6 protein-coding genes, 1 tRNA gene and 1 pseudogene are annotated in these 13,942 nt (G+C 33.6%); 7 read left to right on the top strand and 1 reads right to left on the bottom strand.

Translation table 11 applies throughout. The features are described 5' to 3' along the window. Positions 1-6: 6 nt before the first annotated feature. Positions 7-2,232, top strand: a complete 2,226-nt coding sequence (locus IPJ23_06230; GenBank protein ID MBK7630279.1) for a PBP1A family penicillin-binding protein — start codon at positions 7-9, stop codon at positions 2,230-2,232. A gap of 88 nt (positions 2,233-2,320) precedes the next feature. Then, positions 2,321-2,404 (top strand) — tRNA-Leu (locus IPJ23_06225). A 167-nt stretch (positions 2,405-2,571) separates the two neighbouring features. On the opposite strand, the gene IPJ23_06220 is transcribed toward IPJ23_06225, so the two are convergent. Beyond that, on the bottom strand, positions 2,572-2,976 hold the full coding sequence (locus IPJ23_06220) for an STAS domain-containing protein (protein ID MBK7630278.1): 405 nt from the start codon (positions 2,974-2,976) through the stop codon (positions 2,572-2,574). 265 nt (positions 2,977-3,241) lie between these two features. On the opposite strand from IPJ23_06220, the gene hpnC reads away from it, so the two are divergent. The 5 genes and pseudogenes from hpnC to sprA all read left to right on the top strand — a co-directional run bounded on the left by hpnC (position 3,242) and on the right by sprA (position 13,883). Then, positions 3,242-4,045, top strand: coding sequence for a squalene synthase HpnC (hpnC, locus tag IPJ23_06215; GenBank protein MBK7630277.1), 804 nt, complete (start codon positions 3,242-3,244; stop codon positions 4,043-4,045). Beyond that, positions 4,045-4,888 (top strand): annotated as a pseudogene (gene hpnD, locus IPJ23_06210) (presqualene diphosphate synthase HpnD). Before hpnC ends, hpnD begins: the two are co-directional and overlap by 1 nt. After that, positions 4,888-6,171, top strand: a complete 1,284-nt coding sequence (locus IPJ23_06205; GenBank protein ID MBK7630276.1) for an oleate hydratase — start codon at positions 4,888-4,890, stop codon at positions 6,169-6,171. The pseudogene hpnD and the gene IPJ23_06205 overlap by 1 nt, the downstream one beginning before the upstream one ends. A 23-nt stretch (positions 6,172-6,194) precedes the next feature. Beyond that, positions 6,195-6,695, top strand: coding sequence for a cupin domain-containing protein (locus tag IPJ23_06200; GenBank protein ID MBK7630275.1), 501 nt, complete (start codon positions 6,195-6,197; stop codon positions 6,693-6,695). Between the two features lie 336 nt (positions 6,696-7,031). Beyond that, complete coding sequence (gene sprA, locus IPJ23_06195; protein ID MBK7630274.1) at positions 7,032-13,883, top strand: cell surface protein SprA; 6,852 nt, start codon at positions 7,032-7,034, stop codon at positions 13,881-13,883. Positions 13,884-13,942 lie beyond the last annotated feature (59 nt).

Here is a 13,942-nt window from a genome sequence, read left to right as displayed (position 1 = left end):
TAGAATATGGCTAAATTAAAAAAGAAACAAAATAACAATAAAAAAACTAAATGGATTATTTGGGGATCAATACTATTTGTGTTTATAGCTTTAACGATTTACACAATAAGCGGTTTACCTTCACTTGAAGAGCTTGAAAATCCAAAACCTGTGCTGGCAAGCAGAGTTTTTTCTGCGGATGGTGAATTGATAGGACAATTTTACATTGAGAATAGAATTGAAACCGACATTGATAGTTTGCCTCCTTATGTTCTTAAAGCTTTAATTGCAACAGAGGATCGAAATTTTTACGATCATTGGGGTGTAGATATACCGCGTTTCTTTAAAGCAATGATAAAAAATCTATTTTCACTTTCTTTGCGTGAAGGTGCAAGCACAATAACTCAACAGCTTACTAAAAATCTCTACGCACTAAAAGAGGGAAGAGAAAATATATTAGATAAGGCTGTTAGAAAAGTCCGTGAATGGATTTCCGCTATCCAGATCGAAAAAACATTTACCAAAAAAGAAATTGCAGAATTATATCTTAATGTTTCCTACTTTGGAAGAAGCGCTTATGGAATTGAATCTGCTTCAAAAGTTTACTTTAATAAGCGCGCAAAAGACTTAACATTGCCCGAAGCTGCATTATTTGTTGCACTTTTAAAATCTTCAGTCAACTACGATCCGGTTGCAAGATATGAAACCTCCTTGCTTCGAAGAAATCAAGTTATGTACAATATGGTTGATACTGATATGCTTAGTGAAGAGGAGTACAACAGATTAAAACTGCAGCCAATCCAACTTGCCTCTGAAAGATTAAGTCATGTAAAATCTGAGGCGCCGCATTTTCTTGAGTATATCCGCCAGCAGATGACAACTCTTGCGGATAAATATGGATACGATCTTTATCGAGATGGATTGAATATTTACACATCGCTTGATATGAGGATGCAGCGGATTGCAAATCGATCTGCTAAAAAGCATATTGCGGAATATCAGATCTTATTTGATAAAAATTGGAATTGGGATAGAAATAAAAGCTTGCTAACCAATCTTGTTGATAGAGCAATTAAGGATGATCCACGATATAAAATAAAAATAACAAGTGATGCGAAAGCTAAAGTTTACAATAAACTTAAATTAGATTTGAGTTTTGTTGATTCCGTAAAAAAAATTGCCTCTAAAGTTGAAGTTGGATTTGTGGTACTTGATCCAAAAACAGGATTAATCAAAGCACTTGTTGGTGGTGAGAATCAGGATTTTGGTAGAGGACTAAACCATGTAACCGGAATTAGGAGACAACCAGGCTCCTCGTTTAAACCATTTGTTTATGCAACTGCAATTGAGAATGGATATTTTCCTGCAACAACTGTCTTAAATCAAACATTTAATTTTAATGGTTGGTCTCCCGGAAATTCCGGTAATGATTATAGTGGATATGAAACATTGCGTTGGGGGTTAGCAAATTCTGTAAACGTAATCGCTGGAAGATTAACCATCAGTGATATGGCACCACCATTTCAAGTTGTAAAATTTGCGCAGAGGATGGGAATAAAATCTCACATGGATGCTTATCCATCAATTGCACTTGGAACAGTTGAGGTTACACCGCTCGAAATGGTTTCTGCAATGGGAACATTTGTTAATTCTGGCGTTCACATTGATCCTATTTCAATATTGAAAATTGAAGACAGAAATGGTATAGTACTTGATGAATTTGTACCGGAATCTGTACAGGCAATTTCTCCGCAAACATCTTCGATCATTGTGGATATGATGACAGATGTTATTAATTATGGAACAGGTGCCGGAGTAAGAAGATATTTCCAATATCCTGCAGCGGGAAAAACTGGGACAACACAAAAGTTTTCGGATGCATGGTTTGTTGGTGTTACTCCAGATTTAGTAGCCGGTGCTTGGGTTGGATTTGATGATCATAGAGTTAAGTTTACAAATTGGTACGGGCAGGGTGGTAGAGCTGCTTTGCCAATCTGGGCGATGTTTATGGAGGGTGCATATAAAGAATTAAAACTTCCATTAAAATATTTTACGCTATCTGATGGTGTAGAAATGGCAACATTCTGTAGAGAAAGTATGAATCTTGGTGATACGAAATTAGCAACGGATGCATGCCCCGAAACTTACACTGATTTAGTTGATGCAAACAAAATGCCCGGTTATTGTGAAATTCACACAGGCAGTGGTGGAAGGATAATCCATGAAAACAAACAAGGGGATAGCCAATGGTAACTTTTAAGTACAATGTCTAATTTACAATTGGATGTTATTTTGCAGGTTAATTGATAAACGAGATTTTAAATTTAAATGTTTTTTGTTTGCCCGAATGGCGGAATTGGTAGACGCGCTAGGTTCAGGGTCTAGTGGATGTACTTCCGTGGGGGTTCGAGTCCCCCTTCGGGCACAAAATAGTTTTTGGCCTTAAAAATCGTTTTCAAATTTTAATTTGCATCTTGCAAATACATTTTATTATACACTAGAGTTTTAAATAATTTAAAATAAAAAACCTCTCTGTTAAGAGAGGTTCACTAACCAATGAAGAACATTTTCCCAATTTTGCCTTTCATTGCTTTAAACTAATATTGGTGCTCCGTTTCCTAAGTAATAATTTTTATCGCCTCTAACTTCATAACTTCTTATGGCTTCATCCATTGAATCATAAAGATTAAAGACATTCAAGGTTCCCGCTTTTTCCATTAAAGTTTTTACAACTTCCGCAGGTTTAATCAATCTTATATCGCCACCAATTTTTGCGCTTGATTTTAATGATAAAACAAGTACGCCTAAAAATGTTGAATCAATGAATTCACATTGACTTAAATCTACAATGACTTTCTTTTGATTATCCATAATTAAATCATCAAGATTTTTTTTTAGTTGACTTGCTTCTTTATAAGTAGCACGACTTAGATTAACAACCTCAATCACTAAATCGTTTACATGAAGCATTTTAAAATCTTCAGTTATCGCCCTCATAATCTACTCTCCATTCTCTTTACCATACTTTTGACCCATGTTATTTGAAATAGTTTAAACATGCATCGTGCCATATAAGACAAGATTTGTTCCATAGTTTTTTATTCCTTTTTTGTTAAATTTTACACTGTAATAAAAATGTTTGCCTCATTATGATATTTAATAGCAAACATTATTTTCATTTTGAAATTGAACAATTGTTGAATATTAACCAACATTTAACCCTATGACTGACTTCAAAATATTAGAAAAAAGAATATCGACCTTGACTAAAAATCATTATGAAAATTTTCCGGTTGCCTCTTTCTTAATTCCAAAATATTATCGTAAAGATGTTGCAATAGTTTACTGGTTTGCAAGAACTGCTGATGACTTAGCAGATGAAGGAAATGTTGATTCCGAAAAAAGGTTAACTGAGTTAAACAATTTTGAAAATGAATTTACAAAATCATTAAAAGGTGAGACTGAAAATCTTAATTTTAATTTACTTGCAAAAACTATTACTGAGAAAAAATTATCAATAAAACACTTTTATGATTTACTTTCCGCCTTTAAGCAAGATGCAGCTAAAAAAGAATATGATAATTTTGATGAAGTTTTAGATTACTGCAAAAGATCTGCAAACCCTGTTGGAAGAATTTTACTTGAACTATTTAAGATTTATGATGAAGATGCGATAATAAGTTCAGATAAGATTTGTACTGCATTACAGCTTACAAATTTTTATCAGGATACTAAAATTGATTTGGAAAAAGACAGGAATTATTATCCGCAAGATGAGTTGAAAACGTTTAATGTTACTAAAAATATGTTTGAGTTAAAGCAAAATAATCATAATATTAAAGCGTTAGTTAAACATAATGTTGAAAGAACTCAGGTCCTTTTTGATGAAGGAAAATATCTGCTAAAATATTTAAATGGCAGATTTAAACTTGAAATAAAATGGACGATTGCAGGCGGCGAAAAAATTTTAGAAAAGATTAGAAAAAATGATTATGATGTTTTTTCACAACGACAGAAACTAACTAAAGTAGATTTTTTGTCACTGTTAATTAAAAATATTTTTTGATGTCAGAATCAGCAAAAGAAATATCTAAAAAAAGTAAAAGCAGTTTTTACTATGCGTTCAATCTTCTACCGGAAGACAAACGCGATGCTATGAATACTGTTTACGCATTTTGTCGCAAGACTGATGACATTGTTGACGAAAATTCTGATTCTACAGATTTGAAATATGAAAAACTTAGAAAATGGCGAATCGAATTTGAAAAGAGTTTTTCTGGACATTCTGAATTTACTTTGCTAAATAAACTTGGAACAACAATTTCAAAGTTTAATATTCCACTGGATCCGTTTTTTGAGCTTATTAAAGGGATGGAAATGGATTTGCAAAAAGATCGTTACAGATCTTTTGAAGACTTGCAGCTCTATTGCTACCGTGTTGCTTCTACAGTTGGGTTAATGTGCATCGAGATATTTGGCTACAAGCATCCATCAACAAAACAGTTTGCCGTTGATCTTGGGATCGCTTTGCAGATGACAAACATTTTACGTGATATTGGTAAAGATGCAAAGAATGGTAGAATTTATTTACCACAGGAAGATCTAATTAAATTTAATTACAGCGAGCAAGAGATTTTATCACTCGTGTACAATGCTAATTTTAAAGACTTGATGATTTATGAATCCAGGCAGAGCAAAACAATATTTTAATTCAGCCACCGCACACCTCGATCTTGATGATAAAAAAACAATGTTCGCTGCGCGAGCAATGCAGCATATCTATTATAAAATGTTAGAAAATATTATTGCTGCCGACTATGATGTTTATAACAATGAAATAAAAGTCTCAAAGTTTGAAAAAGTTGGAATTGCCTTGGGAGTTTGGGCAAAGTATAATTTAGTTTATTAATGAAACGGTGCTTAATTATCGGTGGTGGAATAGCTGGCTTAACTGCTGCATCTATCTTATCGCAAAAAAACATTTCAGTTACAATTATCGAATCATCCCCAAAATTAGGCGGCAGAACCTATTCTTTTTTTGATAAAGAAACTAATTCCATAATTGATAACGGACAGCATATTTTGATGGGCTGTTACAAAGAAACTATTTCATTTCTTAAACTAATTGGTGCGGAAAATAATTTTGAATATCAAAAAAATCTTTTTTTAACATTTATTGATAGAAATAAAAAACTATTTTTTTTAGATGCCTCCAGAACATTTTATCCGTTCAATTTGTTGTTTGCAATAATGAATTATAATGTTTTTACTTTTTCGGATAAAATTTCCTTCATCTCCTTTTTGATAAAACTGCCATTTTTAATTAAAAAATCTTTAAAAAGAATAAATATTAACGAATGGTTGTTTAAGGAACATCAAAATAAAAACATCACTAAAAATTTTTGGGAGATACTTTGTGTTGCAGCTTTAAACTCTAGTTTAGAAAAGGCCTCCGCATTAGTTTTTTATGAGGTGCTGATGCAAATATTTTTTAAAGGGAATTTTGCTTCAACCATAATTCTACCAAAGTTTGGATTGAGTGAAAGTATAATCAACCCTGCCGAATATTTTATCAAAAAGAATAATGGGCAAATTATTTTATCAGAAACTGTAAAACAAATTTTGGTAGAAAATCAAAAAGTTGTGGAAGTTAAAACAGATAATAATGTTTATTATGAATTTGATTGTATAATTTCTGCAATTCCATTTTATGCATTTGATAAGCTTATTTCTAAAGATACTATAGAGATGGATATCAAACTTGAGTATTCCACAATTCTAAACATCCACATTTGGTTAAATGATATAAAACTTCAAGATAAATTTTGTGGATTGTTAGATTCACCTTTACATTGGATATTTGTTAAAGAAAATCACATTAATATTGTAATAAGCAATGCTGATTATCTTTCTGAAAAAAGTAAACAAGAAATTTTTGATTTTGTGATTAATGAACTTTTTCAATACACATCTATCGGTAAAGGTGATATTACAAATTATAAAATCATAAAAGAAAAACGTGCTACATTTGTTCCTGATGTTAATACTTTAAACAAAAGACCCGATAGTCGAACCAAAATTAAAAATTTATTTTTAGCGGGAGATTGGACCAATACAGGTTTGCCATCAACTATTGAAAGTGCGGTTAAAAGCGGGAAGGTTGCCGCTGAACTAATATTAAATGAAAACTAATATCACAAAAGAATAAAAGAGCTATGAACGAAAAAGCAAGATATTATATCCGAAAACTTGAACTTAAAAAACATCCTGAAGGCGGGTACTATCGAGAGGTTTATCGTGCGGGGGAAATGTTCTCAATCGATCCACCCAAAAAACATCTTAAAAGGAATGCTTCAACTTCAATTTATTTTATGCTTGAAGGTACACAAAAATCTAAATTCCACAGATTAAAATCTGATGAGCTCTGGCATTTTTATGATGGAACTTCAGTTAAAATTTATGTGATTGATGAGAAAGGATACCTCTCCGAGAGTATACTTGGCAAAGCAACAGAACAGGGCGAAGTATTTCAGACAGTAATCAAAAAAAATAATTGGTTCGCTGCAGAAGTATTGAATAAAAGATCCTTTTCATTAATTGGCTGCACCGTTTCACCGGGATTTGATTTTTCTGATTTTGAATTAGCTGATAGGGAATATCTGCTAGAAAGTTTTCCCAATCATAAAAAATTGATTTTAGAATTTACTAAATCGTAAAAGAGCAGTGTTTTAGTTGCGAAAAAAAAATACCTTCATTTATGTTAGGTATTTGAATAACTTGAGTTCATTAAATTAGATATTGTTTATTTTTAATTGAATTTATAACTGTTTTTATCTAATTTTTGCATCGAATTTTGAAATTTATTTAGGAGCTTTATCGATTATACTCTACGGATTTATTTTGTTTCACTTTACTAGGAATACTGCATTAAACACAAAATAAAAAAGATCATTGTTGAAGCCGCCAAATTATTTGTGGTTTCTTTGGTGATGTTTTACGCAGGTATAAATCTCGGATTTGGCTCCGAGTATAAATCTCAGGTAAACGAAGTTATGCTTCAAGCTGCCTGTTTTGATTTAATTTCCGATCTACGGAATTTAAATCTGCATAATCAATACAATACCGGATTGATTAAACCCGAACCTGAAACTAAAGAATTAAATGATGTATTAATCATCGATAATTCCTCTTCACCTGATTCTCCATTCGTTGCAATTGATGATTCAATTTTCTCATTAAGTGATTCATTGGGTTTAAGCGGATTACTTGATTCAACAAGTATTTTAGCAACTGGAAAAGACTCATCAAAAAATAAAGTAAAAATTAATCAGGATTCGTTGCGGTTAGTACAAATGGCATTGGATTCCACTGCCCGGTTACAGTACTTCCGATATCAACGTGAGGATTTACCATACACCACGTTACAGCAGAAGAAGAAATCTAAGTTTTTTATTGAACCTTCTGCTACTTATAAGACAAGAACAATTACAATTGATTCCACAGGTAAGTTTGTTGAGATTAAAGAAATAATTGCTGGCAAGCCAAGTAAAATAATTTTAAAAGTCCCAATAGAAGAGTATATAGAAACTCGTTTGCAAGTTGAGGAAAGGAAAAAATGGGAGGCACTTGGATATGCTTATGAGTTAAAAAATTCTCAACTTGGTCTTGGCGATTTAATTAAGAATTTTACAGACTTTGAAATTCCATTACCGAGCGTTGGTGTGTTAAGTATTTTTGGTGCACCAAAAATTAGCTTAAAAATTGGCGGTTCGGTGCAAATTCACGGTGCATGGAGGAGCGAAACAACAGAAGGAGTTACTGCCTCCAGATTGGGTAATACAAGGAATGAACCTGATTTTAAACAACAAGTACAGATTAATGTTAACGGAACAATTGGGGATAAACTTAACATAGTTGCCGATTGGAACACAGAACGAACCTTTGAATATGAAAACCAGCTTAAGATAAAGTACACCGGATATGAAGATGAAATAATACAGAGCATCGAAGCTGGAAACGTATCACTTCAAACTTCTCCATTAGTTGGTGGAAGTGAAGCTTTGTTTGGAATTAAAGCTCAAATGAAAATGGGTCCGTTTTCATTAACCACTATTGCCAGCCAGAAAAAAGGCGAAACAAAAGAAGTTCAGGTCTCAGGTGGATCTTCAGAAGTCCCGTTTCAAAAAAGAGCATATGAGTATTCTACAAACCATTATTTTATTGATACAGTTTACGCTTCTAAAACAAGTAAAGTATTTTATAATTATTATGGAAATCCTACACCTCAAGTTAACTCAAGTTTACTAGTAACAGATATACAAGTATGGAAATCAGTAATTCAGTATACGCTTGATAATTCTAAGGAGAGATTTGCAAACGCATATATAAATTTGGATCCTAATAGTGTTGGACAGCTACTATATCCGGATAATTTACGTTCCGATACCGTTAGTACTGTAGGAGGTCAAATTTATTCCGGAAGATTTACGCTGTTGACCCCGGATGTTGATTATATTCTCCATGCTGAAACTGGATTTATTACTTTCAAAACGGCAATTAACGATAAAGACGCTATCGCCATTGCATATCGGCAAGAGCAGGGTGTGGGCAGTTCGAATGATGATTTTTTCTATGGAGAATTCTTAGCTGCTGGAGATACTAACACAACCAGGCGATTGGTTCTTAAATTGGTTAAACCTGAAAATCTTCAACCTGGTGGGGACTTTACAACTGCCTGGAGTTTAATGCTTAAAAATATTTACGCCTTGGGTCCACGAAATATCAAGCAGGAAGGTTTTGAATTTGATATAAAGAGAGAGATCGAAGGCCAGGAACCGACTAGTGAGATCGGAACAACAAGACTATTAAAAGCTTTTGGCTTAGATCTTCTAAACTCCAGTTCGCAGGCTCAATCAGATAATATCTTCGACTATAGACCAGGAATAACTATTATACCGGAGACTGGAGAAGTGGTTTTTCCTAATCTTGAACCATTTAGCGATGATCTTCCGGCAGATTTAGCTTACGATACTTATAATTTTGATGAAGTGTACGATACAACTAAAAATTTTGCTGGTCAGAAAAAGATAAAAGATAAATGGATTCTTGTTGGAAAAAGTAAAGGTAGTTCCTCATCAATCTATCAACTTGGATTTAATGTTGTAGAAAATTCTGTAAAAGTTTTGTTAAATGGACGTGAACTTAGCGCAGGAAGTGATTACATAGTTGACTATAATATCGGTCAATTAACTATTAGAAATGATGCAGCACTAGTACCAGGCGCTGATTTAAAAATTACTTATGAACAGAATGACCTATTTCAACTAGCATCTAAAACTCTTTTGGGTGCAAGAGGTATTTATGAATTTTCTAAAAAAACTAAACTTGGTTTTTCAATCTTAAATCTTAATCAACAAACACTAAGTGATAAAGTAAGGATTGGTGAAGAACCATTAAGCAACAGCATTTATGGGTTAGATTTTTCAACTAGTGCAGATTTACCATTTGTTACAAAATTATTGGATAATGTTTTCTCAACAAGAGAAATGTCAAGTTTTAATTTATCAGCTGAATATGCATATATCGACCCTGACCCTAACACCAAGAAAAGCACAATTCTCTCTGATGGTGGAAAAAGTATTGCTTATATAGATGATTTTGAAGGTGCAAAAAAGACTATACCGATTGGGATCTCTTACACTTCCTGGAAAGATATTAGTCCTCCTGATTCCCTCTATTTATTGTATGAATTGAACAAAGACGAAAAAATGCATTACAAGGGTAAATCTTTCTGGTTTACAGAAACCCCTGCCCAAGTAACGGTTGAAGATATTTATTTCGATAAAAAGCAAGTTGCAAGAGCAGATCAGCAAATAACGGTGATGGATTATGTTTTTCTTCCAGATACTCCAGGTACTTATAATTATCTCCCTACTCTCCAAGAGAGAAATAAGAACTGGGGTGGTATACAAAAAATACTCTCGTCAACTGCCAGCAATTTGATTGAAGAAAATATCGATTATGTTGAATTCTGGGCACAAATAATTGATGCTCCCTCTAATGCAAAATTATATATTGATATAGGAAAAGTGAGTGAAGATGTTATACCCAATAATAAACTAGATACTGAAGATAAAGATCGTAATGATGCCATAGACTCAGATGGTAATGAAGATACAGGTCTTGATGGGATTCTGGATGATGTAGAGCGCAGTGAAAATGGCAGTACGAAGTCTGATCCAAGTGGCGATAATTTCTTTTTCCAACGAAGTAATCCACAAAATCTCTTTGATTATTTCAGTATTAACGGAACTCAAGGCAACGCCATTCTAACAGATGTAGGAAGGTTACCTGATACTGAAGATTTAAACCGAAATGGAAATCTTGATAAATATGATAGTTATTTTAGATATGAAGTAGCTCTCGATACGAACTTTTCAACTAATGAATTTTTAGCTGATGGTGGATTTAATCCTAGACTAACCAATAAATGGTATTTATTTAGAGTCCCATTAAAAGATTATGCAACCACTGTAGGATCCCCTAGTTTTTCCGATGTTGAAACTATCAGATTATTTATTCAGGGTGTTGATAGTATGGTTCATTTCAGAATCACTGAATTCAATCTTGTTGGAAATCAATGGCAAAAAAATCTGCCGGATTCAATAGCTCGCACCGATACAATTCTTTCGGTTTCCGTTGCCAGCCTTGAAGAAAACAGCGATTATTCAAGTCCTCCGGGAGTATTTCAGGAGAGGGACAGAACAAGACCGGATGAGAATATCTTAAGAAATGAACAATCGCTTTCTTTAATCCTGAATGGACTAGAAGACGGCGATAAGAGAGAAGCGGTTAAATATCTTTATAGACCATTGGATGTTTTTAATTATAAGCAAATGAAATTGTTCATACATGGAGATCAGGATAATAGACCAGGAAGAATTTCTTATGCGGATACTTCAGGCGGAGTATTTCAGCACTCTTCAGAAGTATATTTTAGATTTGGTGGCGACACAAACAATTACTATGAATACCGTCAGCCTGTTTTTCCTGGTTGGAATGAAGTTACATTTAACTTTGATGAATTAACTGCTTTAAAACAAGCCAGAGGGGACAATGATACTTCAGCATATTTTCAGGCTGTGGTTGGTGCACCGACAGGACATTTTTACGTTATAAAAGGTAATCCAACGTTAACAACTGTTAAATTTTTATCTGTTGGTATTGTAAATCTGGATAATGGTTTTAATACTGGTCCACTTTCCGGCGAAGTATGGGTAAATGAACTACGCGTTGTTGGAGCAGATGATTCTCCAGGCTGGGCTTATAGTTTATCCACATCATTGAAGCTAGCGGATTTTGCAACAGTTTCATTCAATCTGAGCGAGAAGAATCCGTATTTCCATAGACTTTCTGATAGATTTGGCAGCAGAGTTGAGCAGCGTAACTGGTCAGTTTCGACAGATGTAAATCTTTTAAAAATTTTGCCGGTTAATCTTCCGGAAAGTAATTTAAGATTAAACTATTCACATACTGAAAGCATAGGTAAACCACTTTATTTACCCGGCAGCGATGTTAGAGTTGATAATGCTGTCGAAAATCAACAAGCATTATACGATAGTAATAAAACAGTAAAATCTCCGGAACAATTAAGAGAAGAAACTGAAACAGAAAGTATTTCTGATTCATGGTCTGCATCAAATATTAAATTAAAAATTCCTACAAAGTTTTGGTTAATTCGTGATACGTTTAATGCAATAACAATGGGCTTTAATTATAATAAAGCTTTTAGCCGTGGTCCAACAGTGCTTTCAAATAGAAGTTGGGTTTGGAACGCAAATTTAAATTATGGTTTGTCTTTAAGTCCGGAGTATTACTTTAACCCGATAGATATTCCGGTAATTGGTGTACTGTTTGCACTGTTAAAAGATTACAGCGGAACAAAAGTTTATTTTACTCCGCAGAATTTTTCTTTAGCATTAACCGCCAAAAGAAATTCTTCAACAAATATTACACGTGAAAGAAAAAATTCACCGTCGAGTCAGGTTTCTTCCAGAGATTTTACAACTTCGCGTGGGTTTAATTTTGCATGGAAACTTACTGAAGGTGGATTTCTAAATCTTACAACAAGTTATGCGTTGAATATAAGTTCATCGCTTGCGTACTTAGAAACTTATAATGATTCGGCTGCAACACCACGTCTTGAAAGTGAAATATGGAGTGAGATTTTTAATGGGGCCTTTTTCGGAAGAGATAATCGTTACCAGCAAAATTTTGATATCCGTACTGCACCAAAACTTCCATCTCTGTTTGATATAAACAAATACTTTACATTAACAGCGTCTTATGGTGCAAGCTATCAATGGACGAATGATTTTCGTCAGGAGATAGTCGGCAGGAGTGCTGGATTCAGCAATAAATCCACAGTCGGATTAACAATGAGATGGAAATCTTTGTTTGATCCATTATTTAAAGATGATGTTAATAAAGACAATCAGCAAAAAAATAATTTTATTGGTAATAAAGGAGTTTTATTAAATAAGGAACCGAAGGAAACAGAATATGATTCTCTAGGAAATGTTATTTCTGTGGTAGATTCTGTAGCTTTGATGGATTCTCTCTTAATCCTAGAAAATAAACCTTCAATGGTATCAAGGGCGGTAAGTTTTCTTGTTGCAGCAGCAAAATATGTTTTTCTAGATTATGAAATGATTTCATTCAATTTTAGTAATGATAATACGCTTTCCAAATCAGGATTAAAAGCTCAGGGGACAGGTTTCCGTAATTTTTGGGGAATATTTTATGACGATGATGCCGGACCGACGCGTGGGTTTATGCTTGGTTTAAGCAGCGACGCAGGACCCCGAGTAGGTTCTGCAGGAACGAATCTTAGTGATGTTTATTCTCAAAAGAATAATATTGATTTTAAAACTTCAAGACCATTGTGGGAAGGTGCAAAGATTGATATTAGCTGGAAAACAGGTTGGTCTGTAAATAAAAACTCAACTATAAATGTTGAAGATGATGGATCAGTTTTTGTAACTAATGTAAATTCAACTGGTACATTAAATAGATCCTTTTTAACAATACCACCGGTGTTGTTTTTATCAGCATTTAAGAGTGGCATAAAACAAGTTGCGGAACTTTATAATCCTCAAGATCCAAATTCAAACTTATCTAAAGCATTTGTTAAAGGATTTGAAAGCCTTCCAATATTTGCAAACTTTGGATTCTTAGAAGATTACGCAAACTATATTCCTCGTCCCAACTGGCGCATTACATGGGATGGTCTTGAAAAATTACCATTCTTAAGATCTTTGGCAGATAGAATTTCATTAGATCATTCATATTCATCTTCATACACAGAAGGCTGGAAGTTAAGCCGTGAAGGAAATGAAGAAGTTCAGGTTCAAAAAATAGAATATGGATTTGCTCCGTTACTAGGATTAAATCTTACATTTGGTCAGCTCTGGGGAGGTAATTTTACAGGTAACCTAAAATATTCAACAAGAACTTCATTTGATCTTGGAATAACAACGAGTAATATCACAGAAAATTTTTCTAAAGATATCGGGTTTACTTTGCAGTTCTCAAAATCAGGATTTGAATTACCATTGTTTGGAGTAGCGCTTAAAAATGATATTGAATTTAGTTTGGCTTACACAAGTTCAAGAAGTGCCGCGGTAAGATATGAGATGTCAAAAATTCCGTTTAACGAAGAAGGTATTCCACAGGATGGAACTACAAGAGTTACAATAGAGCCGCGAATTAAATATACTATAAGCGCAAAGGTCACTTTGTCTGTATTTTACAAGCGATCAACGGTAGAGCCTGAAGGTGCATCAAGAATTCCGCCAACTACTTCAAATGAGGCAGGATTAGACGTTAGTATCTCAATCAACTAAATGAAAAAGTTTGAGAATATTATTGATATGGATAGGTGAATTAATATAAAGGTTGTGCA

It is taken from the genome of Ignavibacteriales bacterium (assembly GCA_016709765.1).
Classification (GTDB): domain Bacteria; phylum Bacteroidota; class Ignavibacteria; order Ignavibacteriales; family Ignavibacteriaceae; genus IGN3.
Note: the sequence above shows the minus strand (reverse complement) of the source record. Positions and strands in the feature narration are given on the sequence as shown.

Excerpts from the sequence above, each read along its gene's own strand:
- IPJ23_06230 (MBK7630279.1), top strand. The coding sequence starts at position 7 with ATGGCTAAATTAAAAAAGAAACAAAATAACAATAAAAAAACTAAATGG.
- IPJ23_06220 (MBK7630278.1), bottom strand. The coding sequence starts at position 2,976 with ATGAGGGCGATAACTGAAGATTTTAAAATGCTTCATGTAAACGATTTA.
- IPJ23_06205 (MBK7630276.1), top strand. The coding sequence starts at position 4,888 with ATGAAACGGTGCTTAATTATCGGTGGTGGAATAGCTGGCTTAACTGCT.
- IPJ23_06200 (MBK7630275.1), top strand. The coding sequence starts at position 6,195 with ATGAACGAAAAAGCAAGATATTATATCCGAAAACTTGAACTTAAAAAA.
- sprA (MBK7630274.1), top strand. The coding sequence starts at position 7,032 with ATGCTTCAAGCTGCCTGTTTTGATTTAATTTCCGATCTACGGAATTTA.